General features: G+C 60.0%; 30 protein-coding genes. 15 read left to right on the plus strand and 15 right to left on the minus strand.

Annotated features, from left to right (window positions below):
* From V6617_RS15730 to V6617_RS15795, 14 genes are all read left to right on the plus strand, one after another.
* A complete protein-coding gene (locus V6617_RS15730) occupies nucleotides 1–1065 on the plus strand; it encodes a sn-glycerol-3-phosphate ABC transporter ATP-binding protein UgpC (RefSeq protein WP_338607865.1) in 1065 nt (354 codons plus the stop codon).
* A complete protein-coding gene (locus V6617_RS15735) occupies nucleotides 1065–2267 on the plus strand; it encodes a CoA transferase (RefSeq protein WP_338607866.1) in 1203 nt (400 codons plus the stop codon). Before V6617_RS15730 ends, V6617_RS15735 begins: the two co-directional genes overlap by 1 nt.
* Nucleotides 2264–3052: a CoA ester lyase gene (locus tag V6617_RS15740; protein ID WP_338607867.1), complete on the plus strand. Its 789-nt coding sequence runs from the start codon at nucleotides 2264–2266 to the stop codon at nucleotides 3050–3052. The genes V6617_RS15735 and V6617_RS15740 overlap by 4 nt, the downstream gene beginning before the upstream one ends.
* A 31-nt stretch (nucleotides 3053–3083) precedes the next feature.
* Complete coding sequence (locus tag V6617_RS15745; protein WP_338607868.1) at nucleotides 3084–4049, plus strand: alpha/beta hydrolase; 966 nt, start codon at nucleotides 3084–3086, stop codon at nucleotides 4047–4049.
* A gap of 60 nt (nucleotides 4050–4109) precedes the next feature.
* Nucleotides 4110–6095, plus strand: coding sequence for an SUMF1/EgtB/PvdO family nonheme iron enzyme (locus V6617_RS15750; protein WP_338607869.1), 1986 nt, complete (start codon nucleotides 4110–4112; stop codon nucleotides 6093–6095).
* A gap of 155 nt (nucleotides 6096–6250) precedes the next feature.
* Complete coding sequence (locus V6617_RS15755; protein ID WP_338607870.1) at nucleotides 6251–6514, plus strand: metal/formaldehyde-sensitive transcriptional repressor; 264 nt, start codon at nucleotides 6251–6253, stop codon at nucleotides 6512–6514.
* A 250-nt stretch (nucleotides 6515–6764) separates the two neighbouring features.
* The gene (locus V6617_RS15760; protein ID WP_338607871.1) at nucleotides 6765–7580 is read left to right on the plus strand and encodes a DUF4198 domain-containing protein; all 816 of its coding nucleotides are present in this window, start codon (nucleotides 6765–6767) and stop codon (nucleotides 7578–7580) included.
* Nucleotides 7581–7636: 56 nt separating this feature from the next.
* A complete protein-coding gene (locus tag V6617_RS15765) occupies nucleotides 7637–8200 on the plus strand; it encodes a hypothetical protein (protein ID WP_338607872.1) in 564 nt (187 codons plus the stop codon).
* Nucleotides 8201–8215: 15 nt separating this feature from the next.
* Entirely contained in the window at nucleotides 8216–8848 is a 633-nt protein-coding gene (cbiM, locus tag V6617_RS15770; protein ID WP_338607873.1) for a cobalt transporter CbiM, read from the plus strand.
* Nucleotides 8841–9428 carry a hypothetical protein gene (locus V6617_RS15775; protein WP_338607874.1) on the plus strand — a complete coding sequence of 196 codons (588 nt, stop codon included), beginning with the start codon at nucleotides 8841–8843 and terminating at the stop codon, nucleotides 9426–9428. The genes cbiM and V6617_RS15775 overlap by 8 nt, the downstream gene beginning before the upstream one ends.
* Nucleotides 9425–10207: a cobalt ECF transporter T component CbiQ gene (cbiQ, locus tag V6617_RS15780; RefSeq protein WP_338607875.1), complete on the plus strand. Its 783-nt coding sequence runs from the start codon at nucleotides 9425–9427 to the stop codon at nucleotides 10205–10207. Before V6617_RS15775 ends, cbiQ begins: the two co-directional genes overlap by 4 nt.
* Nucleotides 10191–10874 carry an ABC transporter ATP-binding protein gene (locus V6617_RS15785; RefSeq protein WP_338607876.1) on the plus strand — a complete coding sequence of 228 codons (684 nt, stop codon included), beginning with the start codon at nucleotides 10191–10193 and terminating at the stop codon, nucleotides 10872–10874. Before cbiQ ends, V6617_RS15785 begins: the two co-directional genes overlap by 17 nt.
* Before the next feature lie 170 nt (nucleotides 10875–11044).
* The gene (locus V6617_RS15790; RefSeq protein ID WP_338607877.1) at nucleotides 11045–11683 is read left to right on the plus strand and encodes a HupE/UreJ family protein; all 639 of its coding nucleotides are present in this window, start codon (nucleotides 11045–11047) and stop codon (nucleotides 11681–11683) included.
* A 23-nt stretch (nucleotides 11684–11706) separates the two neighbouring features.
* Complete coding sequence (locus V6617_RS15795) at nucleotides 11707–12177, plus strand: Rrf2 family transcriptional regulator (protein WP_338607878.1); 471 nt, start codon at nucleotides 11707–11709, stop codon at nucleotides 12175–12177.
* 137 nt (nucleotides 12178–12314) lie between these two features.
* Here V6617_RS15795 and V6617_RS15800 read toward each other — a convergent pair whose 3' ends face one another.
* The 9 genes from V6617_RS15800 to V6617_RS15840 form a co-directional block, all read right to left on the minus strand.
* Nucleotides 12315–13280 carry a ring-cleaving dioxygenase gene (locus tag V6617_RS15800; RefSeq protein ID WP_338607879.1) on the minus strand — a complete coding sequence of 322 codons (966 nt, stop codon included), beginning with the start codon at nucleotides 13278–13280 and terminating at the stop codon, nucleotides 12315–12317.
* Between the two features lie 292 nt (nucleotides 13281–13572).
* Nucleotides 13573–14571, minus strand: coding sequence for a branched-chain amino acid ABC transporter permease (locus V6617_RS15805; RefSeq protein ID WP_422394838.1), 999 nt, complete (start codon nucleotides 14569–14571; stop codon nucleotides 13573–13575).
* Nucleotides 14572–14703: 132 nt separating this feature from the next.
* Nucleotides 14704–15561, minus strand: coding sequence for a branched-chain amino acid ABC transporter permease (locus V6617_RS15810; RefSeq protein ID WP_338607881.1), 858 nt, complete (start codon nucleotides 15559–15561; stop codon nucleotides 14704–14706).
* Nucleotides 15562–15567: 6 nt separating this feature from the next.
* Nucleotides 15568–16272: an ABC transporter ATP-binding protein gene (locus V6617_RS15815; RefSeq protein ID WP_338607882.1), complete on the minus strand. Its 705-nt coding sequence runs from the start codon at nucleotides 16270–16272 to the stop codon at nucleotides 15568–15570.
* Nucleotides 16269–16991 (minus strand): ABC transporter ATP-binding protein, encoded by a 723-nt coding sequence (locus V6617_RS15820; RefSeq protein ID WP_338607883.1) that lies wholly within the window; start codon nucleotides 16989–16991, stop codon nucleotides 16269–16271. Before V6617_RS15820 ends, V6617_RS15815 begins: the two co-directional genes overlap by 4 nt.
* Nucleotides 16992–17031: 40 nt before the next feature.
* Nucleotides 17032–18099, minus strand: a complete 1068-nt coding sequence (locus V6617_RS15825) for a maleylacetate reductase (protein WP_338607884.1) — start codon at nucleotides 18097–18099, stop codon at nucleotides 17032–17034.
* A 141-nt stretch (nucleotides 18100–18240) separates the two neighbouring features.
* Nucleotides 18241–19149: an AraC family transcriptional regulator gene (locus V6617_RS15830; RefSeq protein ID WP_338607885.1), complete on the minus strand. Its 909-nt coding sequence runs from the start codon at nucleotides 19147–19149 to the stop codon at nucleotides 18241–18243.
* Nucleotides 19150–19505: 356 nt separating this feature from the next.
* Nucleotides 19506–20126, minus strand: a complete 621-nt coding sequence (locus tag V6617_RS15835; protein WP_338607886.1) for an alpha/beta hydrolase — start codon at nucleotides 20124–20126, stop codon at nucleotides 19506–19508.
* On the minus strand, nucleotides 20119–20502 hold the full coding sequence (locus V6617_RS15840) for a hypothetical protein (RefSeq protein WP_338607887.1): 384 nt from the start codon (nucleotides 20500–20502) through the stop codon (nucleotides 20119–20121). The genes V6617_RS15835 and V6617_RS15840 overlap by 8 nt, the downstream gene beginning before the upstream one ends.
* A gap of 12 nt (nucleotides 20503–20514) precedes the next feature.
* Between V6617_RS15840 and V6617_RS15845 the strand changes: the two genes are divergently transcribed.
* Complete coding sequence (locus V6617_RS15845) at nucleotides 20515–22458, plus strand: cation-translocating P-type ATPase (RefSeq protein ID WP_338607888.1); 1944 nt, start codon at nucleotides 20515–20517, stop codon at nucleotides 22456–22458.
* 7 nt (nucleotides 22459–22465) lie between these two features.
* Here V6617_RS15845 and V6617_RS15850 read toward each other — a convergent pair whose 3' ends face one another.
* From V6617_RS15850 to V6617_RS15875, 6 genes are all read right to left on the minus strand, one after another.
* Nucleotides 22466–22837, minus strand: coding sequence for a DUF6152 family protein (locus V6617_RS15850; protein WP_338607889.1), 372 nt, complete (start codon nucleotides 22835–22837; stop codon nucleotides 22466–22468).
* A gap of 99 nt (nucleotides 22838–22936) precedes the next feature.
* Nucleotides 22937–23488 carry a hypothetical protein gene (locus tag V6617_RS15855; RefSeq protein ID WP_338607890.1) on the minus strand — a complete coding sequence of 184 codons (552 nt, stop codon included), beginning with the start codon at nucleotides 23486–23488 and terminating at the stop codon, nucleotides 22937–22939.
* Nucleotides 23489–23498: 10 nt separating this feature from the next.
* A complete protein-coding gene (locus V6617_RS15860) occupies nucleotides 23499–24077 on the minus strand; it encodes a DUF6644 family protein (RefSeq protein ID WP_338607891.1) in 579 nt (192 codons plus the stop codon).
* A gap of 12 nt (nucleotides 24078–24089) precedes the next feature.
* Nucleotides 24090–24605, minus strand: coding sequence for a DUF6644 family protein (locus V6617_RS15865; RefSeq protein WP_338607892.1), 516 nt, complete (start codon nucleotides 24603–24605; stop codon nucleotides 24090–24092).
* A 118-nt stretch (nucleotides 24606–24723) separates the two neighbouring features.
* The gene (locus tag V6617_RS15870) at nucleotides 24724–25236 is read right to left on the minus strand and encodes a DUF6152 family protein (protein ID WP_338607893.1); all 513 of its coding nucleotides are present in this window, start codon (nucleotides 25234–25236) and stop codon (nucleotides 24724–24726) included.
* A gap of 130 nt (nucleotides 25237–25366) precedes the next feature.
* Nucleotides 25367–26764 (minus strand): hypothetical protein, encoded by a 1398-nt coding sequence (locus V6617_RS15875; RefSeq protein WP_338607894.1) that lies wholly within the window; start codon nucleotides 26762–26764, stop codon nucleotides 25367–25369.
* Nucleotides 26765–26885: the final 121 nt, after the last annotated feature.

Below are 26885 nucleotides of genomic sequence, written 5' to 3' on the forward strand. Positions count from 1 at the left end.
ATGTCCCAGATCACGCTCAGGAATGTCCACAAGCGCTACGGTCAGGTGCCCGTGCTCAACGACATCTCCATCGACATCGCGCAAGGTGAATTTGTCGTTCTGGTTGGCCCATCGGGGTGCGGAAAATCGACATTGCTGCGTATGATCGCCGGGCTCGAAGACATAACGGGCGGCGATGTGGAAATCGGCGGCAAGGTGGTCAACACCATGCCGGCCAAGCAGCGCGACCTCGCCATGGTGTTTCAGTCCTACGCGCTTTATCCGCACATGAAGGTCGCCGACAATATGAGTTTCGCGCTCAAGCTGGCTGGCCAGCCCAAAGCCGAAATCGAGGAACGGGTGAAGATCGCCGCCGACATTCTGGGCCTCGAAAACCTCCTCGACCGCCTGCCGCGCGAGCTTTCGGGCGGGCAGCGCCAGCGTGTTGCCATGGGCCGCGCCATCGTGCGCAATCCCACCGCCTTCCTGTTCGATGAACCGCTTTCCAATCTCGATGCCAAGCTGCGCGTCAAGATGCGCTCGGAGATCAAGAAACTGCACCAGCGGCTGGGCAAGACGATGATCTATGTCACCCACGACCAGACCGAGGCTATGACGCTGGCCGACCGCATCGTCGTCCTGCACGATGGCAATATCGCCCAACTGGGCACGCCGCTCGAGGTGTATCAGGACCCGGCCAACGCCTTTGTTGCCGGTTTCATTGGATCGCCCGAGATCAATTTGCTCGCCGCCAAAACTCTTGGCTCCGACGCTGCCGAAGTCGAGATGACCGACGGCACCCGCATGCCGCTTCCCGGGCCGGTGACACTCGAAAAAGGTACGCCGGTCACATATGGCATTCGGCCGCAGCATTTCACCGTGTCCGATACCGGCATCAACGCCGAAATCGTTCTGGTCGAACCCACCGGCGACAGCCAGGAACTCGTCGTGCGCGTTGGGCAGACCGAACTTTCGGTGGTGCTGCACAATCGGGCAATCCTTTCGGCCGGGGAGACGATCTTTATCGCACCCGATGCGGGCAAGGCGCTGCTGTTTGACACCAGGTCCGGCGCGAGGCTGCGCTGATGGTGCGAAGGTTCACCCCCGACGCCGAAGGTCCGCTCAAGGGCGTAAAGGTCATTGACCTCTCACGGCTGGTGGCGGGGAACATGACCTCGCTCCAACTTGGCGATTTCGGCGCCGAGGTGATCAAGGTCGAACCGCCCGCCGGCGACCCCTTGCGCGCCTGGAAGGACGGCGGCGCATCGTTTTTCTGGAAGGTCTATGGCCGCAACAAGCGCTCCATAGCCCTCGATCTTCGCCGTCCTGCAGCCATGGCGGCCCTCTGGTCGCTTATCGATGGCGCCGATGTGCTGATCGAGAACTACCGCCCCGGTACGCTCGAAAAGATGGGGCTTGGCCCCGACGCGCTGCATGCGCGCAATCGCGGGCTGATCGTGTTGCGGGTGTCGGGCTATGGACAGACTGGGCCCTATGCTCACCTTCCCGGCTTCGGCACGATCGTTGAAGCGATGAGCGGTTACGCCTATCGCACCGGCTTTCCCGACCGCGAACCGGTCCTTCCGCCACTCGCGCTGGCCGATATGATCGCCGGCGTTTATGGCGCATCCGCTGTCACCACGGCGTTGCTGGCGCGGGAAAAGGGGCAGGCCAAGGGTCAGGTCATCGATCTTTCGCTGCTCGAGCCGATCTTTTCCGTACTCGGCCCGGAAGCCGCTATCTTTGCAAAGACCGGCACCGTCAAGGAGCGCATCGGGTCCGCGTCGAACACATCGTGCCCCCGCAACGTCTATATCTGCGCCGACGGCAAATATCTCGCCCTTTCAGGCTCGACACAGGCCGTCGCTGAACGGATTTTCACGATCATCGGGCGGCCCGAGATGATCGATGACCCAAGGTTTGCGACCAATTCGGACCGCATCAAGCACCGCGATCTCGTCGATGCTGCAATCGGGGGCTGGTTTTCGGCCCGCACCAGCGAGGATGCCCTGCAGATCATGCGCGACGCCGGGGCAACGGTGGGCCCGATCTATTCCATTGCCGACGCCTACGAGGACAAGCACTTCCGTGAGCGCGAAGTGTTCGTCGATCTCGAAGACGCCGACTTTGGCGCCCTGCCCATGCACAATGTCCTGCCGCGCCTTTCGGCGACGCCCGGCGGGTTCTACCGCCCGGCGCCCGAACTCGGTGCCGATGGCGAGGCCATTCTGGCCGAAATCGGCCTTGCCCCGGACGGCATTGCCGCCGCACTGGACGTTTCGCAATGAGATTACGCTCGCTGCTTTACGTCCCTGCCGACAATGAGCGCTTCATCGCCAAGGCTCATGAACGCGGCGCCGATGCGATCATTCTCGACCTTGAGGATTCCGTGCGTCCCGAACATCGCGATGCAGCCCGGAAAAGCCTTGGCACCTCCATCCGCTCGGCCGGGCAAGCCGGCGCCAAGGTGTTTGTGCGCATCAATACCGAAAGCGCGACCGAAGACGCCACCGCAGCAGCAGGCGCCGATGGCCTCTACGTGCCCAAGGCCAGTCGCGCCCGCATCGAGGCACTGGCGACCGATGGTCCAAACCTTCTGCTCTTTGCCCTGATCGAAGACCCGATGGCGCTTCTCGACGTTGCCGCCATTGCCGCCCACCCCGCGGTCTCCGGCCTTGCAGCCGGCGGCGAAGACTTTGCGACAGCTCTAGGCGCCGTCCCCGATCCCGACGTGCTGCGCACGCCCAAGCTCCTGATCCACTATGCGGCAAAGGCCCATGGAAAACTCTCCCTCGGCCTTTTCCGCTCCATCGCCGACTACGCTGACCTGTCCGCCATCGAGCATGCAGCCAAAGAGGCCCGACGGCATGGCTTTGATGGTGCAAGCTGCGTGCACCCGTCGGCAGTGCCGATCCTCAACGCCGTTTTTGCTCCCACATCCGAGGAGCTCGATTGGGCCCACCGCGTCCTCGCCACTGCGGAAACGAACAAAGCCGGAGCCTTCAGGGTCGATGGCCGCATGATCGATGCCCCGATCATCGCCCGCGCCCGCTCGATCCTTTCTCAGACCTGAACCACAGCAAACGCGGAGGAGGCGTTTCATCATGTCCAATCTTGCAAGGGGACTCCTTGTGCCGGTCCTCATCGGCACATTGATGGTGCCGGTCATAGCCCAGGAGATCACCATCGAGACGATGGCCTCGCCTGCCCTGGCCAATGACGACAATCCTCAAACCGAGGATTTGAGCTATACCCTCTATCTCCCCGCCGGCTATGAAGCTGCGGGCGATACACGCTATCCCGTCCTCTATCTGCTGCACGGCAGCGGCGGAGAGGCGGATGCGTGGGAGGACTTCTGGCCCATCCTCGACACCATGATCCTTGAGGGCACCGTGCCACCGGTCATCGCCGTCGCACCGGTCACCGGCAACTCCTACTGGGTTGATTCGGCGACCTTCGGCGCCGCTGAAACCGCCGTCATCGACGATCTGATTCCTCACATCGATCAAACTCTTGCCACCATCCCTGAACGCGATGGCCGGGCGCTTGTTGGCTTTTCCATGGGCGGTTTTGGCGCCGCACGCTATGGTCTTGCCTACCCCGACCTCTTTGCCGCCGCAACGCTGCTCAGTCCAGCCCTTCAGCAGGCCCAGCCCCCTGCTACTGCCGGCGCCGTCAGCCGTGGCTCGTTTGGAGACCCTTACGATCCCGCGCGCTGGGATGAGCTGAATTATCCGGCGGTTATCGAGACCTACGCCGCCCAGGATCATCGCGTGCCGTTCTTCATTGTCGCCGGTGACGATGACTGGAACCACCTCTCGGAAAAGGAAGACCTCCCCGGCGACGCCACCAGATACAACATGGAGGTACAGGCAGTGGCCTTCTATACGGCTCTCCACCGCGAAAACATCTTCGATGCCGATTTCGAAAAGTGGGAAGACGTTCCCGCCAGCCCGGCTGAATTGCGCATCGTCGATGGCGGACACGACATGGAGGTCTGGGGGCCTGGTTTTAGCGAGGGCCTCGCCTACATGTTCGCCAACGGTCTGTCTGCACCCACGGAAAACTGAATCCGCTCCCCGGAGCTGGAACGCTCCGGGGCCTAAAGCCCCAGTATCTCCCGAGCCCTCATGACCCGCCCTGGCTTTTCCCCTTACGTCCCGCGCCCCATCGACAGGCCCGCTGTTGTGCCGCTCACCCCTGACGCCGATCTCTCTGTGCTTGACGAGGCCAAGATTTTTGCCGCACCCGACGACCCGGCCGATTGGCCGGCCTGGCGGGCCGCCATCACGCGCTGGCGGGACGAGGCCTGGAGCCGGATCGACTATACTCCGCACCGCTACAACACGATGGCCGAGGCCGGACCGCGTATCGTGGAAATGGTCTGGCTGTGGGACGAACGGCTTTACGACTTTGCCACCGGGCGTTTCACCGTGGATGCCTATATCGACTCCGGCGAGGCCGAATTCGGTGGTTTCGACGCGGTCATGCTCTGGAACGCCTATCCCGTTCTCGGCATCGATGCCCGCGACCATTTCGCGTTCTTTGAAGACATTCCCGAGCTGCCCGATGTCGTTGCCGCCTTCCAGCGGCGTGGCGTCAAGGTCTATTTCACCTATTACCCCTGGGAGACGGGCTCGGGACCCGAAGCGATCGAGAAGGTAACGGCGATCGTTGAGCGATGCGGCTTTGACGCGGTCTTCCTCGATTCCTCCAAGGAAGCCTCCTCGCGCCTGCGCGCCGCCCTCGATGCCATCGACCCTTCGATTCCCATCGAGTGCGAATCCCGCGCACCCTTGGCCCAGATCGCCGATCAGACGATGAGTTGGGCGCAGTGGTTTGCCGACTCGAACGTGCCCGGCGTGTTGCGGGCCAAATGGTTCGAGCGCCGCCACGAATTGCATCACATTCGCCGCTGGAACCGCTCGCATCTCGACGAACTCCATTCCGCCTGGCTCAACGGTACCGGCGTTCTGGTGTGGCCGGTGGTCTTTGGCGTGTGGGTCGGGTGGAATGACCGGGACCGCGCCATTCTTGCCCATATGCGGCGGCTCTATCTCGAAAACGCCGATCACTTCATCTCGGAGAACTGGACGCCGCTTGCGGACCATCCCAGCCAAGACGCAAAAATTTATGCTTCCCGATGGGAAACCAAAACCGGCCGTCTCTGGACCCTCGTCAATCGCGGCGAAGATTACTCTGGCCCCCTCTTGTCGATCGAACCGGAGCAGAAAGAACAGGGGATCTGGATCGATCTGGTCTCCGGCGAGACACTTGCAGCCGCGCGGCAGGCGGACGGCCGTATCGCTCTTTGTGGCACCATGCCTGCCGGCGCCATCGCCTGCATCGCCAACCGCGCCGCGCCTCCCGCTGCCGCCGGCCCCGATATCGCCTCGGCAGCACACGATTTTCCTGCCCGTGTCGCCGAGCGTGTTCCAGCGCCCTTCGTTATGCACCAGAACGGACCGGCCGGCATGACAGAGCTCGACATCCCCGAGGGCGATTTGACGGTTACGTACCGACTGCGCGAAACAGCGCTTTATGGCGAAGCGCCTTACGTCGAGGAATGGAAACCTCTACCGCCCCGCCTGCACCAGATCGCGACAATGACTCGCCCGCTCTATGCGCACCGCATTGCCATTGCGCGCGATGAGGTCACCAACGGCCAATTTTTTCAATTTCTGTCCCATACCGCCTACCAGCCCGCCCGTCCCGAGCGCTTTCTGGCGCACTGGCACAACGGAGCGCCGCGCCCCGGCACAGAAAGCGAGCCCGTCACCCATATCGAGCTCGACGACGCCCGCGCCTATGCGGAATGGAAACGATTGCGCCTGCCCACCGAGGACGAATGGCAGATAGCGGCGCAACAGGGCCTGCTCAACCGTGCCGAACCGCTGGTCTGGAACCTGACCGAAAGCGAGCACCGCGACGGGCGCACGCGCTTTGCCATTCTCAAGGGCGGCTGTGCGCGCCTATCCCAGGTTTCGGACTGGTACGTGGAATCCGGCCCGTTGCCGCCGGAGCGCTCGGTAAAACTTCTCGCCGTCGGCGCCGGCCTCGCCCGCTCCCCCATGATCGGCTTCCGTTGCGCTGTCGATATCGGGAGCGATGGCTAGCGAACCGACATAACCGTTGCACCCGCAATAGCGTAACAAAGTTCTGCACGATCCAATCGCGCCGAGCCACCAATCCGCTGTGATCGTGCAGGCCATGCCCAACCAACAAAAAATAAGCTTTCAATCGGAGCCGAGCGCGATCATCAGGAAGCGGCATGTCACACACGCGGCACGACAAGAAGCGGTTGCTCAACCGTGTCCGCAGAATTGCCGGGCAGATCGAGGCTGTGGAACGCGCGTTGGAGGAAGAGCGCGAATGCGCCAGCGTGATGCAACTCGCAGCCTCCGCAAGGGGTGCGCTCGGCGGGCTGATCGCCGAGCTCATGGAAGACCATGTCCGAATGCATATGACCGATGGCGTCAACTCCAAGGAGGATACGGAGGCCCTTATTGCCGTGATGCGCGCTTACATGCGTTGACCTTACCGGGAGCAATTCGGCTCCCCGGTTCCTGAACGAAGCACCGGGCCGACCCGAAACTCGGTCCGGGTTTTCTGCGTGGGAAACGCGGGCCTGATCCACATACCCCTCCCCCCTATATTATTGAAATAACTATTGTTTTTCTCTTGACCCCTCACGATAAACTCATACGCTCAGTTCAAGTTTTCGCTCAATTAGGCGCTGCGAGATCGGTGCCCGGAAACCAAGGTAAACGTTCGGGGAAAATCTAATGGGGCAAAAGACAATCATGCCAGCAGGGCTTGCCGCAATGCTTGTTACAGGAGTAGCCGCTTTTTCGGCCACACCGGTCAATGCGCATTTCCTTTCCATATTTGCGCCGCTCGCGGTCATGGATGGTCCGACCGAAACCCATGTGGATGTCTTGTTCTGGCACCCTCTGGGGGGTGCCCATGTGATGGACATGGGCGGGGCGCCCGAGGAATTTTTTGTCACTCACAGGGGAGAACGCACCGACCTGAGCCATCGTCTGGCCGAGATCGCATTCACAAGCGCGGCCAATACGGGCCAGGCCTATTCGGTGCCGATGACTTTCCGCACATCCGGAGACTATATCATCACCGCCGTGCCACAGCCCTATTATGAAGAGACCGAAGACATCTTCATTCAGCAGATCACCAAAGCCTATTTCAACCGCGGGCAATTGCCCACCGACTGGTCGGAACCTCTTGGCCTCAAGGCCGAGATCCTGCCCCTCAGCCGGCCTTACAATGCGCTTGTCGGCTCGACGTTTACCGGTCGTGTCTTGTCGGAGGGTGAGCCGGTCGCGGGAGCGGAAATAGAGGTCGAGTATATCGCGGCAGAACCCGATGTCACCACCCACACATCGGGCGCACCCACGGTCAGCGAAGCAGCGGGCGGCACGATCACGCTGATGAGTGATGCCAATGGCTATTTCACATTCGGCATCCCCACGGCCGGATGGTGGGGGTTTGCCGCACTTGGCGTCGGGCCCGACGTTGAATTTGAAGGCAGGGAACTCTCCCAGGATGCGGTGATCTGGGTCACCGCGCATGATCTTGAATGATTGCGGCAACACCCGGCACAAAGTCCGCCAGGACGGAACTGATAACGATGATGATCATGATGAAACATCTTGTGCGTAGGCTGTGGCCGACCCTTTTTACCCTCGTGGTGATGACCGGACCTGCTCTTGCCCACAACCTGATCCTCGAAGCCTACCCCTTTGGCGAAACCATAGCTGGCGAGGCTTTTTTTTCCGATGGCGTCATGGTCGGAGAAAGCGTTGTGGAGATTATCGGCCCCGACGGAGAACGGATCGGTGAGGTACTGACTGACCCTCACGGCAGTTTCAGCTACACGCCTACCGAGAGCCTCGACCTGACGTTCCGGCTCGACGCAGGAGCCGGTCATGTCGCTGAAGCAGCGGTTGCCGCTAAAACCCTCGACGTCCAGCACCCCCCGACGAGCGGGCAAACCGTTGTAGCTCCGGTCCGGCTTAGCGCCGGTGTGGAAGCAGAGATTGCGGCCGTCATTCGTGAACAACTGCGGCCCATGCGTCAGGATCTGGCACTCTATTCCGCCCATTCGAGCTATCCCGTCGTCCTGGGCGGGATCGGTTATATCGTTGGCCTCGCAGGCCTGGGATTTGTTGTCATGGCAAGGCGGCGCAAGCTGAACGCGTAAGGGAGGACCTCACAGATGCATATTGCCGATGGCGCACTTTCAGGTCCGGTTCTGATTGCAGGGGGCGTTCTCAGTCTTGCCGGGTTGACCATCGGCCTGCGCAAGCTCGACATGGAAACCATCCCGGCGACCGGCGTTCTCAGTGCGACGTTCTTTGTTGCCTCTCTGATTCATTTCCCAGTCGGGGCGTCGAGCGTGCACCTTATAATGAACGGGCTGGCCGGCCTCGTGCTCGGCTGGGCGGCCTTTCCAGCACTGGCCGTGGCACTCCTATTGCAGGCAGTGTTTTTCGGATTTGGCGGCATAACCGTTCTTGGGATCAATACGTTCAACATCGCGGCGGCAGCGGTACTGATGCACTATGTGTGCCGCCGAGGGGTCATGGCCAGTTCACCGTCGATAGCCGCCATGTGGGGTGCCGCCGCAGGGGCCGGTGCCATTGTCGTGACCACGGTTCTTGTGGCGCTATCGCTGGCGCTTTCCGGCGAGCAGTTCATTCCCGCTGCGCAAATTACCGTGCTCGTCCATATTCCAGTGATGATCATAGAAGGAGCCGTGACCGCCGCAGCGGTCTATCTCGTACGCAAAGTCAAACCCGAGCTGTTCACCGCCATTTCGAGCCTGAATGGAAGGGCGCGCCATGGCTAGAGTTTTCCTGCGCCTTTCTGTCCTGCTTGTCGCGCTAACTTTCAGCTGGGAGGCCATGGCGCATAACCTTATCCTCGAAGCTTACCCTTTCGGCGGAGAAATTGCCGGTGAAGCATTTTTTTCCGACGGGGTTCTTGTGGGTGAGGCTACGATCGAGGTTCTGGACCTCGACGGCAGGGTCTTGAGCGAAGTCATAACGGATCAAAGCGGCAGCTTCTCTTATACGCCCGATGGGTCGGGGACCCTGTCCTTCCGGCTCGACGCGGGTGCCGGCCATGTTGCCGAGGCCAGTGTCGAGGTGCCCGATGCCGCCGGCACCATGACGACAAATGTCGAGACGACCGTTTCCGCGGCCACCGGGCCCGACAGCGATATGGCCGCTGCTCTCGACGGCTTGGTGGCGCGAGAAATTTCAGGATTGCAGGCCCAGATTGAAGACTATCAGGCGCGCAACGATTTTCTCAACGTAGTGGCCGCGATTGGCATCCTGGCTGGAGTGATCGGGTTCGGCTTGTTCGGGCTGGGCTACAGAATTGCCGGTGCGGCGCCGCGCCATCGCGGCCGGGATACCGATCGATGAGCATGGTACTCGAAGCAGGCGGGGCAGCACCGGCCGAGCCAGGAGAGCTGCTGAGCGTCGATCCCCGGTTCCGCATCGTGGCGGTCGGCGGCTTCGCCATCGTCGTGATCAGCCTCGACAGCTTTGGCGCACTGGGCGTAGCGCTGGCAGTCGCACTCGCAACCCTTATCCAGGCCCGCCTGCCGCTGGCCCGAACCGTGCGGCAGGTGGCAACCGTCGATACCTTCATGGTCTTCGTCATCATCAGCATGCCCTTTACCATTCCCGGCACGCCCCTGCTGAATGTGATGGGATTGACCGCAAGCTGGGAGGGCCTTTGGGAGGCCCTGCGCATAACGCTAAAGGCCAATGCGGTCGTCCTGGCCATGCTGACGCTGGTGGGCACGATCGGTCCGGTCGAACTTGGACATGCGCTGGCCCGGCTCAAGGTGCCGCATGCCTTCGTTCACCTGTTGCTGTTCACCATCCGCTATATCGAAGTCCTGCATGCCGAACACGGGCGGCTGCGTATTGCCATGCGAACGCGCTGTTTCGTGGCAGGGACAAACGTTCACACGTTGAAGACCTTCGGCTACCTCATTGGCATGTTGCTGATCCGCGCGCTCGAGCGTTCCGAACGCATCATGGCGGCGATGCGATGCCGGGGGTTCAATGGGACTTTCCCGCTCATTCACACGGAGCAATTTTCTCCACGTCGAGATCTGGGCTTTGCGTTCGGCGTTGTCGCCCTGTGTTGCGCCTTGATCGGGCTGGAGGTGTCACATGTCCTATCATTTTGAACTCCAAGACGTTCATTTCTCCTATCCCGGCAGCCATGCGCCAGTGCTGTGCGGGGTGGACCTGCAGCTTGCCGCGGGTGAACGGCTTTGCCTGAACGGGCCAAATGGGTCGGGCAAGTCGACGCTGTTGCAATTGCTTGTCGGCTTGCGTCGCCCCACCCAAGGCACGATTAAGGCGTTCGGGACCATCCCGTCGAGCGAGGCAGACTTCCGCATGGTGCGCTGCCGGGCCGGCTACGTGTTCCAGGATCCCGACGACCAGCTCTTTTCACCCACCGTGCACGAAGACGTTGCGTTCGGTCCGCTCAATATCGGTAAGTCGCAAGAAGAAGCCCAAGCCATAGTCGTCCGGGTCCTCGAGCAGTTGGGGCTTTCGGGCTTTGAAAACCGCATTACTTACAAGCTGTCGGGTGGGGAGCGCCGGCTTGTCTCGTTGGCGACAGTACTCGCCATGGACCCTGAGGTGCTGATCCTTGACGAACCGACCAATGCCCTTGACGAGCACACCACCGAGCGGCTGACCCGAATTCTTCTTTCGTTGCCCCAATCGATGATAATCGTTTCCCACGACCCCGGTTTCCGGCAGGCCGTTCGGACGCGCGAGGTGTTCATGCAGGCGGGTCGCGTCGCGGTGGAGCGGACTGTGGCCTCGGGGGCGCGGCATTAGAGAGAGCGACGGCGTGAAGTCACGCCGTCGAACATGGCCCTGTCCTGCACGAAGCTTGCACAGAACGGCACATTCTTCTGTTTTTGCCGATTGTGCGGCTCCAGGTTCGGTGAAAAACTTCGAAGTCGAGAAATATACGCCAAGCCACAATCACAGAGAACTTTGAGCCAATGTTGAGCATTATTCGGCCATTGTTGGCGAGCGCCATTGCAATCTTTTCTGTCGCCACACCCGCTCTCGCGCACCACGCTCTTGGCGGACGGCAACCGATCAATTTCGGCGAAGGCTTTTTCTCCGGGCTGGCCCACCCGATCATCAATTTCGACCACTTTGCCTTTATCGTTGCGGTGGGTGTGTTTGCTGCCGTAACCCAGGCATCGAAGTTCCAGCCGGCGTGGTTCGTGGGGGGTACCATACTGGGTTGCCTGCTGATGCTGAGCGGGAACGCGATCCCCTTCAATGCCTGGCTGGTTCACGCCGCGCTGCTAGCGCTGGGTCTGGCCCTGGCGTTTGGCAAGCCATGCATGCGCTTTGTCGATACCGGCGCGTTCGTTCTGGCCGGCATTCTGCACGGCGGCCTCTACGCCCAGGCGATCGTGGGCAGCGTCACGGTTTCCATCAGCGGCTACCTGCTCGGCTTTGCCATAATCCAGGCCGTGGTTGCGACCGGTGCGATGTTTGCCGCCTTCATGCTGTGGCGGGGCGATGAGCTCTATGCCAACGCCCGCGTCGTCGGCGGCATGGTTGCCGGCGTTGGCCTGACCGTAATGGTGCAGGCCGGCGTGGCAGCCATGTTTCCGAACCTTTAGCGCGCGGCTGGCGGAATTTTTCGGTGCGGCTCTCCAAACAAACCAATTATGCAGTTCGGACGCTGGTCTACTGTGCAGTGCACGCCCCCGAGCTCAGCCGTGTCGCCGATATCGCAAAAGTGTTCGGCATCTCGGACATGTTCCTGTTCAAGATCATTTTTCCGATCACCAAGAACGGAGTCCTCGAAACCGTCCGCGGCCGGCGCGGCGGCATAAGGCTGGCCAGACGGCCTGAGGATATCAATCTACTCGATGTCATGCGCTTTACCGAGGACGGGTTCGAGCTTTCCGAGTGTTTCGGCCACGAGCGCGAAACCTGTCCCTTCCGCGATCGCTGCGCCTATACCAAGGCACTCGACAGAGCCCTCGACGCGTTCTTTAATGTGCTTGCCGAATATACGATTGCCGACCTCGCCAACAATCCGCGCATGCTCGAAACCGCCCTCGGGATTAATACGCTGGAAAAAGGCCGCGGCTTGGTACGTCAAGGCTGACGACTGTCATTCCAGTTCGCCCAGCCGAGGATCTCTCACGACAGTAGCTAAATGTCGCCGACCGGACGACTGCAGTCGGCAGAAGCGAAAGGGGCCGGCGATCGCTCGCCAGCCCCTGACCGTGATTCAGATGGCTTTTATCGAGGAACCTTGATCGGCTCAAGCGGCGCGACGATTTCGGCGCGGCGATCTTCGAACCAGGGCGGCAGCATCAGGTTCTTGCCCAGCTCTTCGAGAGGTTCGTCGGTCGTAAAGCCGATATCGCAGGTTGCGAATTCGGTCAGGATTCCCCCCGGCGAACGGCAATAGACCGAATGAAAGTAGTTCCGGTCCTTTTGCTCGGAGGCGTCGGTGTAGCCCAGACCCTCGAGCCAGTCCTTGAGCATCTTCTGGGTGTCGTCATTTTCGACCTGGAAGGCGACGTGATGCACTGTGCCTTCACCGAACGTCCAGGAACCCTGCGGTGTGTCGGCATCTTCACGCAGGATCACTGTCTTGCAGGGGCCACCGCCGTTGATTTCGTACTGGTGGTAGTTGTCTTCCTGGCCGGTTTTTTCAAAGCCCAACGCATCGACCAAATAGGCTTCCATGGATGGGATTTCGCGAACCGTCATCACGACATTGTTGAAACCCTTGACCGAATTGGCCTCGGAAATTTCGTTGGTGGTCCAGCCTTTCCGACTGTCACGGTTGTCGCCGACCACTTCGTAACCCAGGCCGACGGGATCTTCGAAATAGATCCGATCCCTGCCGAACAGGCGTTTGACGCCCGAATTCTTGACACCGTGGCGCTCGAGGTGCTGCGCCCAGAAGTCAAGGCTGTCCTCGGCAACGCTATAAGCCGTCACGGCAACCTGACCGGTCCCCTTGCGTCCCTTCCGGCCATCCTGACGATAGGGAAATGTCGTCATCACGGTGCCGATTTCGGCATCGGCGTTGGCGTAGTAGAGGTGATAGATCGGGACCTGGCCGTCAAACAGAACGGTCTGCTTTATCATACGCTGGCCTACGACCTGCGTCAGGAAATCGATGTCCTCCTGGGCTCCGCCCACGCACGATGTAACGTGGTGGATACCCTTAACGAGCTTATGTTCGTCGCGCATGTTATACCTTTTCTGTACCGGACTATCGCCGGACCTCTTTGCGATTGTCTCTTCCCAAGCCGCCCGCCAGTGCTTTGGCGACAGCTCTCAACCGGATAGGGCAAGGGCTTGGCTTTCCCACATCCATGAGAAAACTTAACCAGTGGACCAGGAGCGGACCTGCATAATCCGCTACGAAGTTCTGCACGAAACAACCCAATACCCCGCCGATGCGCAAGCAACTGAAAATACAAGGCTTTTCACCTCGGCGATGGTCGTTGAGCGCCTGTCGAAGTGCCGTGGCTGTGACGCCCTACTCCCTGTCGTCACGCTCCAGGCGCTTACGCGTCGGGAAAAGGCGGATGTTGGTTGCCGAAGAGAACATTCCCCACAACCCTTTGGGCGCAAACAGCATCATGACAATGGCAAGCAGCCCCAGGAACATCAGATACCAGGGTCCGAAAGACGAGAACCATGAACGCAGAAGCACGAACACAATGGCCCCGATGATCGGCCCCTCAATGGTACCCAATCCTCCGATAACCACGATGAAGATGACGTAGGCCGTCCAGTCGATCACAGAGAAGGCGGCATCGGGGGAGACGCGCGCCTGCTGGAGGAAATAGAGCGCACCGATCAAGCCGGCACCGAAGGCAGCGAAGACATAGACAAGGAACTTGGTGCCGTTGATATCGATCCCGACGCTTTCGGCGGCGATCTCGCCATCCTTGATAGCCGAGAGCGCCAGTCCCAACCGCGAGCGCAGCATGAAATAGGCGACGATGACGATCATCGCCACCACGGCCAGGGCACCCCAATAAATGACGATCTCGCGCGCGGCGGCCGACCGCACACCGAAAAGTTCGGCGGCGAAGTCGAGCCCGATCATCTCGGAGGTGGCAGAGCGCGGCAGCGCCGTGCCGGTACCGCCGCCGAGTGCGGGCCAGATTGCGGCAATCAGCCTGAACACCTCGGCAACCACCCAGGTGACAACGGCGAAATAGGCGCCCTGCAGGCGGAAAACCACAAGACCCACCGGAATGGACAGCAGGGCCACAAACACCGCCGAGATCAGCACCGACAAAAGCGGATCCGCCCCCATCATGATGACGACGTAAAACATGCCATAGGCCCCCACGCCGACGAAAGCCTGCTGACCAACCGAGATCAGCCCCGCATAGCCGGCGAGCAGGTTCCAGCACTGGGCAAGGCCGATCAGCATCAGGATCAGAATGAGATCCTGAAGTAGCGCGCGCTCGACAAACCCGGGAGCGGCGAACAGGATCAGGACCACAAGACCCATGATGACCATGCCAATCCGAGATGCTTTCGTATCTACAGCGACGCGATAGCGACCCTTGGCGGCGCTCAATGCATCCTTGGCGTGAACGTCTTTGGTGCTGGTGGTGGTATTTTGTTGTGAACTCATGGTGTGCCTGCGCACCTATTGTTTGGGGAACAGGCCACGCGGCCTGAACAGGATAATCAGCAGAAAAACGATGTGACCAGCCAGTATCTGGTACTGGGGGTGGATCGCAGCGCCAATAGCTTGGGACACGCCGAGAATGACGCCTCCGGCCAGCGTCCCCCAAAGACTGCCCAGTCCGCCGATAACCACGGCTTCGAAGGCGAACAGCAGTCGTGCCGGTCCCTGGGACGGATCGAAATTGGAGCGTGCACCCATGAAGAATGCGGCAATGGCAATCACGATGAAGGCAATCCCCATGGCAATAGCAAAGACCTTGTGGGGATTGATGCCCACGATCTGCACATAAGTGCGATTGTCAGAGGTGGCACGCAGCTTACGCCCCAGTGCGGTCATATAGAAAAGCGCTGAAAGCCCACCGATAACCGCTACTGCAGCCGCGAATGTAAACAGCGGCATGACTCCGACGCTGATACCGCCGATTGAAAGGGAGGCCGACTCGATGCCGCCAAGACTGAGCCTGCGGCTGTTGGCGGTGAACCCTTCCAACAACCCGTTCTGGATAATGATCTGCAACCCGAACGTGACCAGCAGGGGAACCAGCAGGTTTTCTTCTACCGTTCGATTGAGAATTACCCGCTGCAGCGCCCAGCCCAATGCAAAAAGAAAGGGCAGCGCAATCAGCATCGCCCAAAAGGGCGGGATAAAAAACGCCGATGACAGCGCCAGGATGACATAGGCGGCAAGAACGATGAAGTCGCCATGCGCGAGGTTGACCAGCCGCATGACGCCGAAGATCAGCGACAGCCCGGCGGCGTAAAGAGCATAAAGCCCACCCAGCAGCACACCTTGAATGATCGTGTTGATGAACGTCATAGCCGCCTAAACCCCGAAATATGCGTCTTGTATCTGCTCACGTGTCAGCTCGTTTGGTCTGCCTTCAAGACTGACCCGCCCTTCCATGAAGCAGTACACCCGGTCCGCAGCGTCGAGCGCCGCGGAGAGGTCCTGCTCGACTATCAATACCGTTGTTCCCCGCCGCTTGATCTCTGCGAGCGCCATATAGACGTCCTTGACGATGGTTGGGGCCAGCCCGAGGCTGATTTCGTCGCACAGCAGCACCTTGGGGTTGCTCATCAGTGCGCGACCGATGGCAACCATTTGCTGTTGGCCACCCGAGAGGGTTGTCGAGGGCTGATTACGCCTCTCCTTTAGGATCGGGAACAGGTCATAAATGGCCCGGAGCGTCCATCCGCGGTCCTCGCTCATTCCGTGCGCGCCGACCAAGAGGTTTTCCTCGACCGAGAGTGAAGGGAAAAGACGTCGCCCCTCGGGCACAAGCGCCACACCTTTGCGCACCATGTCGAAGGCGGGTGTACCGCCCACCGATACGCCTTCAAGACGAATCTGTTCGGGCTTTGAGGCGTTGAGCCCGCACAATGCGTTCAGAAACGAAGATTTGCCCGCCCCGTTCGAACCGATGATGGCTACCGTTTCGCCGGCATTGACCACCACATCGACGCCGAAAAGCGCCTGGAAGTCACCGTAAAACACTTCGAGATTTTCAGTTTCGAGCAACGCACTCACGATGCCGCCTCCTCAATGCCCAGATAGGACCGCCGCACCGCTGGATCGGCCATGACTGCCTTGGGTTCGCCCTGCGCGATCAGCACGCCACGCTCGAGCACGATCAGCCGTGAGACGACCGAAAGCAAAGCGTGGACGATATGCTCGATCCAGATGATCGTGATGCCGCGCTTGTGCAGCGAGCCGATCAGTTCAACCAGCCTCAGGCACTCTCCCTCGGTCAGGCCGCCGGCGATCTCGTCGAGCAGCAGCAGGTCAGGATTGGTCGCCAGGGCGCGCGCCAGTTCAAGTCGCTTGCGATCGAGAAGAGTGAGCTTGCCCGAAACGATATTGGCCTTGTCCGCCAGTTCCGTCATTTCGAGGATGGCAAAAGTCTCCTCCAGTCCCATTTCTGAATCACCGGAGCCGAATTCGGCCGCAACCATCAGATTTTCAAAAACAGTGAGCGTTTCGAAAGGCTGGGGGATCTGGAACGAGCGACCGATACCGCTGCGACACCGATCGCGCACGCTCGAACGGGTGATCTCCTGGCCCTGAAAAGAAACGGTTCCCGCGTCGGGACTCAACACTCCGGTGATGAGGTTGAACAGCGAGCTCTTGCCGGCGCCATTGGCCCCGATGATCCCAAGAGCCTCGCCCTGCGCTACGGCAAGATCGATTCCCTCCGCCGCAACGACAGCTCCAAACCGCTTGGAAACCGATTTCAGTTCGAGAAGCATTCGACCATACCTGTCTGCTGCAACATCAATTCTCTCTCCACTAAAGGCTGGTTCCCGGCGCCCGCCCGAAGAAGGCGTCGTCAAGAAGACCGCGCAACTCCTCCTCGGCAAGCGGCTGCGGGTTCCAGTAAGGATTGCTCATCATGACCTCCACCGCACGGTCTAGATCGGGTTGTTTCATGCCCAACTCGGCAAGCGTCATGGGCGCATCGAGACGACGCGCGAAAGACCAAAGGCCAGATGCCGCGCTTTCGGACTGAAAAATATCGGCAACAGGCCCCAACTCCCGCGCCACGGCGCGCTCGTTGTAGGCTGTGGCGTGTGGCAGTATGACTGTGTGGGTTTCGGCATGCGGTAACTCGAAACTGCCGCCCAGGACGTGACAGATCTTGTGATGCAGCGCCATACCGACCGCCCCCAGCACGGTGCCGCAGGCCCATGCACCATAAAGAGCATCCGAACGCGCTTCGGCATCGTCGGGCCGCTGATGGATAACCGGCAGCGCGCGCGCCAGGGCGGCAATGCCCTGTTGGGCGATGGTGGAGATGATCGGATTGCGGTCCTGGGTATAAAGCCCCTCGACCGAATGCGCGATGGCGTTAAGCCCGGATGTCACGGTCATCTTGGCCGGCAGGCTCATTGTGAGGTCGACATCGTAGACGATGACTTCGGGAAGCACCTTCATAGAGCGCTGTGTGGTCTTGGCGCCATTTTTGGTTTCACCCAGGATCGGTGTCGCTTCCGAGCCGGCATAGCTGGTAGGAATGACAATCTGCGGCAAATCGGTGCGCAGCGCGATGGCCTTGCCGAGGCCGGTCGTCGAGCCTCCGCCGATAGATACGACACAGTCTGCGCCCACCGCTTCAATCTGCTTGAGCGCCTCATCGGTGACCTCGATGGGAGTGTGCATAGCAGCCCCGGCGAAAAGACCCGCAGCCCGCGCGCCAAGCGTCGTAACCATTTGCCGGCCTATTTCTTCTTGCTGCGGCGTGGTCAGAACAAGCGCTCTTGTGAGTTCCATTCGCCCAAGCTCGTCAACCACCTGGCCGGTGGTTCCCGAACCAAAGACCACGCGTTGGGAAAGTGCTTGATAGACAAACGGATACATAAACTCCTCCGGACGCGAAGTGCTGCGCCTTCCGAGTCTGGAAGCTAGTTGCTAGCGCCACCTCTCTCCTGCACGTTCTCGCGGGGGAACCTGCACAAAACAATCTTTGCGATCCGATCTCTTCGAGCCTTCGGCCAAGACCTAATTCTGGCACGATTTCCGATAGGCTGCGGGGGTTGTCTGGAAACGCCGCCTGAACAGGCGTGTGAGATGTTCCTGGTGGGTAAAGCCACATTCAAAGGCGACTTCGGCGACCGACATCCGCGTGTCGCGCAAGAGCGACTGTGCCTTGTCGAGACGAAGATTGACCAAGTACTGATAGGGTGGTGTGCCCATCTCATTGCGGAACTGGCGCGCGAAATGGCTCGGGCTGCGATTGATGACGGCGGCTATGTCGTCGAGCCCGATGGAGCGATCCAGGTTTTCACGCATATAGGCGATGGCCTCGTTGACGATCGGCCCCCCGATCGAACCCGATGAAAAAGAAGAGGCCTGTCGCAGGCGCGCACTGGAATAATTGCGCACCAGGCGCGAGGCAACCGCACGCGCCAGGCAGTCGACATAAAGTGAGGTGGCATAGTCGCCATCTTCGAGGGCAAACATCACCGCCTGAAGCAGATTGTTCATCTGCACGTCTGAATCGACGAATTCTCCAACGATATCGATGTTGGTGGGATCGCCCACAACCATTTCGGCGGCGACTTCCTCGATCACGGCGCGGCGGACATAGACGTGGAGCGTGTCGAGCTTTTCGAAAAGCCGGAAACCGAAGCTCATGCCGCCGGGCACCAGGTGAATGCCGCCAGCCGGAACGATTCTCCTCTGCGCACGATCCCCGTTCAACCGGTCGACAGCAACAGGGCCGCTGCGATGAAGAACCAGTAACTGGTCATCGACAGCGGAAAAAAACGCCTCGAATGGAAATTCACTCTGCGAAGACGCATAGATTGAATTCCAGTTGTAATTGTCACTGGATGCTGCCGTTTTGTTCGGCTTCTGTCCCAGAACCCCATGAGTTTCTTCCACGCCAAAGGGTACGCTTGCGCGCATCTCCACTCCTCCCAAAAGTCCTTTTGCCCGCCGGGTCACTAACGCCGGCAAAGCGATACTCTGCCCCTCCCCGGATGACCGGGTTTACACGCCTGACTGATTATGGCCGTCGGCACCTCCTCGTGCCGGGCCACACAAAGTTCCACAGCGGAACGAGCGGCGTCCTGCACGTTATCATCACCCGCTGGCGCCTCCTATCTCCGTTTCCGGGGCACAGCCGCCGAGGTGCTCGACAGAGTAACGCCAGTTATGTTTTTGTTTTTAGAATGTAATTTGTTTCCGTGAACCCGAATTATCCAGTCGTCATCGACCAAAGTCGCATGTCCGGGCCTGCACAAAACGCTCATTGGGTATGCCTAGCGCGCCGCCTCGATCATGCGACGTGCAGTGGCAATTTCCACGTCCAGCACACCATGCTCACGATCCTCGAAAATCTCGAGTTCGGGCTTGGCGCCGCTCTGGCGCAACCAATCGTAAGTCTCGCGCACACGCTCGGGAGGGACAAAGGGATCGTTTTCGGCTGTGCTAATGCAGGCAGGCATTCCCGAGAGCGCCGGGCGCAGAGGCCAGACCGTTCCGGCCGGCCCGATCAGCCCGCCTGTCCACAGAATAGCGGCGGCGTAGCGGCGGGGATGGCGGGCTAGAAATTCCGCCGTGAGGCAAGCGCCCTGGGAGAACCCTCCCACGATGATCCGTTCGGCTGGTGTCCCCTTGGCGATAAGATCGGAAACAATAGACTCGTAGTGGGCAATAGCTGCGGACAGGGCTGGCTCGTTGTCCGTGATCGGAGCCATGAAGGGTCCAGGGTACCACGTGTTCCCAGTGGCCAGCGGGAAGAGGAAGGTCACATCCTCGAGCGCCAGGCGTTCGGCGTGACCCTTCATATCCTGCGGCGACTGGGTACGGCCGTGCACCAGAACGATTGTCAGGTCATCTCCATTCCCAAGCCTGAGGCTCTCGAGGGGATTGTCATGCATGCCGGCTTCTCCTCATTACGTGGCATTTGGCACCGCGTGACACATCAAGGCTCCCCGATCGCATGATCGGTTCGTGCAGTTTTGCCGGGATGATCGTGCAGGCAATCAGCGCGAGGGTGGATAGTGTAATGGTCACGGTGCATCCAACACCCGCATGCAGACTCGGCGCCTGCACAACTTTGCTGCACTTCTGCACGTTTCGCGCAAAGTTCTGCCGCCGCAGGGGAAAAGGCGGATGCATCCGGTTTTCTGGAGAGGATGATACATCATGACCGACCACGCGCCCGAGGCGCCTCACAGCCACCAAAACGGCCACGATCATCATCACCACCATGATCACTCCCACGGGCACGATCATGGCCACCATCACGACCACGAGTTTTCACCTATGGTGATTGCGCGGATTGTTGTTGCCGGGCTGTGCGCGGCTGCGGTTCAATTTCGTCTGCCCGATGCCAATCCACCACTGCTGATGATCGGGTCAAATATATTCCTTCCCTTCTCGTGGTATGCGCTGGTGGGCCTTTTGTTTGGCGGCTGGCCGCTTTTCGTGGAGGCATGGGAATCCATCAGGCGGCGACAGATGACAATGGAACTTTCCATGGTCATCGCCATCCTCGCGGCGACCTACACGGGTTATTTCTTCGTGGCTCTGGTCATCACCTTCTTCGTGTTGATCGCCGAAGTGCTTGAGGGCATGACGGTCGAGCGCGGACGGCGCGCCATCCAGAACCTGCTCGAGTTGCTGCCCCGCGAGGTTTCGGTGCGGCGCGCGGGTTCGGTCAACACCATCTCCACGGCAGACCTAGCGGTTGGGGATACTGTGCTGGTCGAGCCCGGCGCGCTTGTCGCTATCGATGGCACCGTGACCGGGGGTAACTCCTTTGTCGATGAAACCCGCATCACCGGTGAATCCATGCCGGTCGAAAAAATCGCCGGCACCCGCGTTTATGCCGGATCGATCAATCAGTCCGGAGCCCTTGAGATTCGCGCCGAGCGTATCGGACGCGACACAAGCTATGGCCGGATCATTGCCGCCATCGAGCAGGCCGAGCGTTCGCGGGCGCCAGTTCAGCGCTACGCCGACAAACTTGCGGCTTATATCGTCTATGTCGCGCTGATCTTTGCGGCGATCGAATACTTCATTTCGGGCGGCAATATATCCTCGACCATTGCGGTCATCATCGTCGCCGGCGCCTGTGGCGTGGCTGCGGGCACGCCGCTTGCCATCCTTGGTGCCATCGGCCGTTCGGCACGGCTCGGCGCGATCATCAAGGGCGGCACGCATCTGGAAACCCTTAGCCAGGTCGATACGATCGTGCTCGACAAGACCGGCACACTGACCTTCGGGGAACCTGATGTGACCTCGATTGCCACAGTGCCGGGCGCAAGCGAAGCCGAGATTCTGGCGGCGGCGGCAACTGCGGAAATCCGATCCGAGCACCCGCTGGGCAAGGCCATAGTGGGGCGTGCCCGCGCAGCCGGAACGGCCATAGTCGAACCCAGTTCATTCAGTTATTCCCCCGGCATGGGCATTTCTGCTATTGGCCCCAAGGGTGCTATCGTGGTCGGCAATGCGGGCTGGATGGAGCGAAACGGCGTATCACTGGCCGATTTTGGACCGCGCGAGGAGGCAACGACCTGGGTTCATGTAGCCCAGGACGGAAAATTGCTCGGTGCGATCGGCATTGCCGACCGCGAGCGGCCGGAGGCGCGCCGCGCCATTGCCGCTTTCAACAAGATGGGCATCCGCACCATTCTCCTGACCGGCGACAGTGCGCCGGTCGCAAAGGCCATGGGTGCCAAGCTCGGCATAGACGACGTGCGGCCCGAACTTCTGCCTGAAAATAAGCTCGATCACATCCGCGAACTTGTGGGCGGCAAGAGCAAGGTCGCAATGGTCGGAGACGGGATCAACGACACGCTGGCGCTGGCGGCTGCCGATGTGGGGGTCGCGATGGGATCGGGCACCGAAGTGGCGCGCGAGCGGTCCGACATCGTGCTTTTGGGCAATGATCTCGAGCGTTTCGCACAGACCGTCATGCTCGCACGGCGAGCTCGGGGTATCATACTGTTCAATTTTGCCGGTACGATCGCCATCGATATTCTGGGGATCATGGCGGTCATGCTGGGCTTTGTCGGCCCCGTGGCGGCGGTGCTGATCCATGTGGGATCCGAGCTTGCCTTCATTCTCAACTCGGCCCGGCTGCTCTCGTTCAGCCAGAAAGACAATTCGTTCGATTTCGATCTGGCTCGGATGCCCGCGAGTGGACCAAAACTTGTGATGGGAAACCACCACGAACACGCCGCAGAGCGTGCAAACGCTGCCTAGGATCCACTTATTCCGGGTCGGGCGGCTCCAGTCCCTCGGCCCGGCCAAAGGTCCTGCCCTGACTGTCGACCGACCCTTGCCAGAGCCCGGCGGGCCGGTTGCCGCGCATCGGATGGACCAGCACGGTGATCCGGTCGCCCGGCATCACATAATCCTGGCGGATACCCCGGGGAAAAAGCTGCGGCACCCCTTCCATCTCGATTGCCCAATCCTGCTCTGCGTCGTCGCCTCCGGTAATGACGAGCTGCAACCATGAATGGGGAATGGTGTAGTCAAAATCCTTGACCTCTCCCACTAGAACCATCTCCTGGTCCATCAGATACATGGCATAGGAAGGATGGCCGACCGCCACGGCCGGAGCGCCAAACAGAAGTGCCATGGGAAGAACAAAACGGCTTGCGCACATTGGAAATCTCATGGGCACTCTGCCAAATTGGAGCACGTTAGTGCCGAACCATTCCGCTACTGCAGCAAGCCGTCAGCGTGACTGGCCGATAATGCCCGGCTCAAGTTCATATGTTCCAGCCAGCGTCAGCTCGATTTCAATAGGCGTATCGAAGGAATCGTTAACGAAATACCAGCCGTGAATGCCTTGAAGCGGTGCACGAACGAAACCGTGAGACTGATTGCCCATCTCGTCGCGATAAAGCATGGCGTCACCATAGGTCCCATCTTCATAGAGCGGATGTCCGTGCATTTCGTAATAGATGTCATCGGAGGCCGTCCAGGAGTAGAGCAGCATATCGCCCTCTTCCATAGTAACCTTATATTCCATTTGCCCGTAATTTTCGACCAGCCCGTTGACGGTTATGGTCACCGTATCGGTGCGCCAGGGTTTTTCCAGTTTGCTGGTTATCTCCTCGCTGGCCCGGCCCAGAGCGTAGGGAGCGAAATCGGTTTCGACCGGTCCACCCTCCTGGACGTCCTGAGAAAATACGGGAAAGGCGGCGAGGCCCACCAAGCCCGCCGCAGCAATCGCCAGCCCATAGGACAGACGGTCGCGAACTTGAATGCCTTTTTGCCTCATCATTTCCTCCCCTTCAGCCAATCGCCGTCTGCGCAAATGATATGGCGCCGAAAAGATTGTCCAGATCAAGGTCGGCCGGTGGAGGCGCCGAGAAGTTGAAGCCCTTGGTGTAGCCGATCCAGCGTCCCAGGATAATGACCAGAGCCCAGATCGAGATCGAGGCAAACCCGGCGAAGCGCGCGGCCGGAGGCGTCCGACGCTCAGTGTCCCAATTGGCCATGTTCCGCGCGGTGATGAGTTCGAACACCACCATGTTCAATCCAGCAAATGCCAGAGCGACCATTTTGAGTTGGAACTGGAGGTTGATGTAGAAGGTGGTCGCATTTGCTGCGAACATCAAAAGTCCGGTCACAACCGCAAGAGCAAAGCCAATCCAAGTCCATTTGAGCAGATCGTTGGCGACCCGGCTGACCGGGCGAGTGACCGACTGCAGGCCGATCAGACGCATGTCCACCATGAAGATCGTCCCGAACACCAGCGCGATCCCCAAAACATGAAAGACATTGACGATCGGCAGCACATTGAGCGTTTCGCGGACGAACACACCGATGGCCGAGTTTTCGATGGCCGCAAAAAAACTGTAAAAATCCATTGTCTCGGTCCCTTAAGGCTGCGGCGACAGACTGCCCCAGATGTCGGCGTCCCACGCTATCAGGCGGCCCATGGCGATGATCCCGACCCAGATGAAAAACGAGAAAACCGCGAAGATTTTGGTGACTGGCTGCACCGTTTCGGTCTCGGACCAACTCGCCTGATTGTTGCGAACGTGAATCTGGAAGGCAGCGGCGATTATGATTCCGATAACCAGAAGGCTCATCTTGACCCAGAATGAAAAGCTCAGGAGCTCGCGGGCAGGCTCGCCGACGATGAGAAGCAGGCCGGTGGCTGCAAGAACTGCAATACATCCCCACACCCACGGAGCGTAACGGCGCGTTACTGTAACAAGCGACTGGTCTTTCGATGCGAATCCGAGAATCCGCAGGTCGACGACCAGCAACGCGCCGATCAGCACAGCAAAGGTGAGGATGTGTACCGACTGGATGGCCGGGATCATCCAGAGGCTGGAGGCAATGGTCTGGCTGAACGCCGTGCCTGCCAGCCAAGAGGCGAATTCATGCATGGCTGTGTATCCTCAATTTCTTCATGCCGTTTCATCTTGTGGTGTGCCGGGATGCCCGGCACGTGCGGCGCTCACTCCGCCGCGGCAGGGCCGCAGCGGAGCAATTGTCAGCCAGCGCTTATTCTGGAACGTATTCTTCCTCGAGCTCACCCTCTTGGGGAATTTCCCCATCGCCGTGGGACGTGGCCCCCTCTACGTCCCAACAATGGTCGCCTGCGGCGGGCGGAGTGTTGGCGGGGCATTTGTAGAGCGCGGATTCGCCACGATCGCCGCCGGGCTGGCCGTTGCGCAGCGGATGCAGACCGATCGAAAAGATCGTGCCCGGAGCAAAGCCGTTGACCGAAATGCCGTCCTGGGCGGCCTGCGCCGCACCGTTCATCTCAACGGCCCAGATCTGGGGTTCGCCATCGTCGTTCCGGATCACTGCACGCCGTTCGTCATCGAGCGGGGCGAAAAAGATCTGCAGGTGGTTGGCGTCGGGATTGATCCGCGTCACCACACCGGTGAACACCTTGATCTGACTGCCGTCGAACATGGCGAACGAATGGTGCGCAAGGCTGGGCACAACGCTTGCTGCCAGGATGCCGATAGAAGCCACCCCGCCAATCAAGGCTCTCTTGATAGTCATCATTTTCATCTCCTCCTTTCGGGCTATCCTCTTGTGGCCTGGAGGGCAGGAAACCATTCATCTCCAGGTCGGCAAGTGCCCGCGACACACCGGGGCGCTGCGTTTCCGCCCCGGTGCCATTTTCCGGTTTCGCCTAAAAGCCGAAGAGGGCTTCTGCTTCAGGACGCTGCATGTCCTGCTCGAAATGCTCCTCCTGAATCGTGGCCCACGGGCGACCGAAACGATCGGGAATGGTGTATTCGATGGTCTGACCCGGCGAGACCGGCTGCGCGCGCCCGTCGATCGGGAAGATCGTCTGGTTGCACTCGATGAAGATATAGGGATCAACCTCGTCGAGCTGGTCGAGCTGTTGATACCACTGAATCTGGCGCACCGGCACGGTCAGGGCCGCAGGGTCATAGAAGATCGCCTCGTGATGCAGGCCGGAGAAGTTTTCGGTCTCCATCGGCGTGAAGATCTCGATAATCTGGAGCTGATCGGAATGCTCGAACGCGTTGTGGGTCACCCAGCCCTGGATGTTGGAGGTCCAGGTAATCAGCGCATCGCCATCCCAGAAGCCTACCGATTCACCGTACCAGCGGGGCACGTCCTGGCCGAGGCGCGGCACGGCGCCCTCCATGTTGAACTCGCGGCCGATATTGTACTGGAGCAGGAAGTTGTCGGCGGTGCCCATAAGCCACTGCACCAGGTTCTCGGTCACCACGAGCTGATGCGGCTGCTGCACGGAGAATTGGTGCCAGCGGCGCATCATGCCTTCAGGCCAGCAATACTGGCTCGGCCATTGGGCGGCGTTTGTGTTGCCCTGATGATAGGCTTCCTGGACCACGCGGGTCTGATACTCTTCGGTCAGAACAGAGAGCATGGTCGGGATCTGGGTGATCCGGCCCCACCACCAGTTCTCGTAACCCCATTCCTGGTTGGGGCCGAACCCTCCCATGCGCTGGTAGCGACCGCTCCAGTTGGGCGGGGGATTTTCATAGCTGTACTCGGTCGGGCCGCCGTCGGCCTCGGCCTCTGCCATTAGCGCTTCGTACTGCTGCTGAGCGGTCTCGAAGGGATAGGGGCTGATGATGCCTTCACGCGGATAGCCGCGGTCGCAAAAACCCCAGGAGGTGGTCAGGGGTGGGTTGTCTCCGTTGGCCGTATTGCCACCATAGGCGCCCCACATCGATTCATTGGCAAGGGGCGAGTTACAGCGGAAATAGCGCGGATCGTCCCACAGATCAGCGTCGATATAGAAATCGTCGGAGGTGTAAAGATCGCGCTCAAGCGCCTCAACACCTTCAGGAGAATTGCCGTCGCTTGCAGCGACGTTCTCGCCGGACGCGCCGACCTGCTGGTATTCGCGCGCATCGACGTAAGCCCAGCCGCGGGCTTGGCTGTCGGCCTCATATGGATCATAGAATGTGAGATCGGGGTTAGCCTCGATCATCTCGGCTTCGCTGGCCCATTGGGCCATGGCGGGGCCAGCGGCCAATGTCAGCACGATCGCCGACACACCTGTCGCAAAGCCTATTTTTGAAATCGTCATATGGTCCTCCCTCAAATCGACCAGTACCGGCGGCTCCATCCGACGCACGGCTCTGGATGCACGCTCACAGGCGTCCGGGGCGATGATGGCCAAGCAAGGGGCGGCTGGCCTGCATGTTAGT

Origin of the sequence: Pelagibacterium nitratireducens, from assembly GCF_037044555.1 — a bacterium.
GTDB classification, from domain to species: Bacteria; Pseudomonadota; Alphaproteobacteria; order Rhizobiales; family Devosiaceae; genus Pelagibacterium; species Pelagibacterium nitratireducens.

What these genes read in the sequence shown, in the direction of transcription:
- V6617_RS15730 (WP_338607865.1), top strand. Translation starts at nt 1, where the DNA reads ATGTCCCAGATCACGCTCAGGAATGTCCACAAGCGCTACGGTCAGGTG.
- V6617_RS15735 (WP_338607866.1), top strand. Translation starts at nt 1,065, where the DNA reads ATGGTGCGAAGGTTCACCCCCGACGCCGAAGGTCCGCTCAAGGGCGTA.
- V6617_RS15740 (WP_338607867.1), top strand. Translation starts at nt 2,264, where the DNA reads ATGAGATTACGCTCGCTGCTTTACGTCCCTGCCGACAATGAGCGCTTC.
- V6617_RS15745 (WP_338607868.1), top strand. Translation starts at nt 3,084, where the DNA reads ATGTCCAATCTTGCAAGGGGACTCCTTGTGCCGGTCCTCATCGGCACA.
- V6617_RS15750 (WP_338607869.1), top strand. Translation starts at nt 4,110, where the DNA reads ATGACCCGCCCTGGCTTTTCCCCTTACGTCCCGCGCCCCATCGACAGG.
- V6617_RS15755 (WP_338607870.1), top strand. Translation starts at nt 6,251, where the DNA reads ATGTCACACACGCGGCACGACAAGAAGCGGTTGCTCAACCGTGTCCGC.
- V6617_RS15760 (WP_338607871.1), top strand. Translation starts at nt 6,765, where the DNA reads ATGGGGCAAAAGACAATCATGCCAGCAGGGCTTGCCGCAATGCTTGTT.
- V6617_RS15765 (WP_338607872.1), top strand. Translation starts at nt 7,637, where the DNA reads ATGATGAAACATCTTGTGCGTAGGCTGTGGCCGACCCTTTTTACCCTC.
- cbiM (WP_338607873.1), top strand. Translation starts at nt 8,216, where the DNA reads ATGCATATTGCCGATGGCGCACTTTCAGGTCCGGTTCTGATTGCAGGG.
- V6617_RS15775 (WP_338607874.1), top strand. Translation starts at nt 8,841, where the DNA reads ATGGCTAGAGTTTTCCTGCGCCTTTCTGTCCTGCTTGTCGCGCTAACT.
- cbiQ (WP_338607875.1), top strand. Translation starts at nt 9,425, where the DNA reads ATGAGCATGGTACTCGAAGCAGGCGGGGCAGCACCGGCCGAGCCAGGA.
- V6617_RS15785 (WP_338607876.1), top strand. Translation starts at nt 10,191, where the DNA reads ATGTCCTATCATTTTGAACTCCAAGACGTTCATTTCTCCTATCCCGGC.
- V6617_RS15790 (WP_338607877.1), top strand. Translation starts at nt 11,045, where the DNA reads ATGTTGAGCATTATTCGGCCATTGTTGGCGAGCGCCATTGCAATCTTT.
- V6617_RS15800 (WP_338607879.1), bottom strand. Translation starts at nt 13,280, where the DNA reads ATGCGCGACGAACATAAGCTCGTTAAGGGTATCCACCACGTTACATCG.
- V6617_RS15805 (WP_422394838.1), bottom strand. Translation starts at nt 14,571, where the DNA reads ATGGTCATCATGGGTCTTGTGGTCCTGATCCTGTTCGCCGCTCCCGGG.
- V6617_RS15810 (WP_338607881.1), bottom strand. Translation starts at nt 15,561, where the DNA reads ATGACGTTCATCAACACGATCATTCAAGGTGTGCTGCTGGGTGGGCTT.
- V6617_RS15820 (WP_338607883.1), bottom strand. Translation starts at nt 16,991, where the DNA reads ATGCTTCTCGAACTGAAATCGGTTTCCAAGCGGTTTGGAGCTGTCGTT.
- V6617_RS15825 (WP_338607884.1), bottom strand. Translation starts at nt 18,099, where the DNA reads ATGTATCCGTTTGTCTATCAAGCACTTTCCCAACGCGTGGTCTTTGGT.
- V6617_RS15830 (WP_338607885.1), bottom strand. Translation starts at nt 19,149, where the DNA reads ATGCGCGCAAGCGTACCCTTTGGCGTGGAAGAAACTCATGGGGTTCTG.
- V6617_RS15835 (WP_338607886.1), bottom strand. Translation starts at nt 20,126, where the DNA reads ATGCATGACAATCCCCTCGAGAGCCTCAGGCTTGGGAATGGAGATGAC.
- V6617_RS15845 (WP_338607888.1), top strand. Translation starts at nt 20,515, where the DNA reads ATGGTGATTGCGCGGATTGTTGTTGCCGGGCTGTGCGCGGCTGCGGTT.
- V6617_RS15850 (WP_338607889.1), bottom strand. Translation starts at nt 22,837, where the DNA reads ATGGCACTTCTGTTTGGCGCTCCGGCCGTGGCGGTCGGCCATCCTTCC.
- V6617_RS15855 (WP_338607890.1), bottom strand. Translation starts at nt 23,488, where the DNA reads ATGATGAGGCAAAAAGGCATTCAAGTTCGCGACCGTCTGTCCTATGGG.
- V6617_RS15860 (WP_338607891.1), bottom strand. Translation starts at nt 24,077, where the DNA reads ATGGATTTTTACAGTTTTTTTGCGGCCATCGAAAACTCGGCCATCGGT.
- V6617_RS15865 (WP_338607892.1), bottom strand. Translation starts at nt 24,605, where the DNA reads ATGCATGAATTCGCCTCTTGGCTGGCAGGCACGGCGTTCAGCCAGACC.
- V6617_RS15870 (WP_338607893.1), bottom strand. Translation starts at nt 25,236, where the DNA reads ATGATGACTATCAAGAGAGCCTTGATTGGCGGGGTGGCTTCTATCGGC.
- V6617_RS15875 (WP_338607894.1), bottom strand. Translation starts at nt 26,764, where the DNA reads ATGACGATTTCAAAAATAGGCTTTGCGACAGGTGTGTCGGCGATCGTG.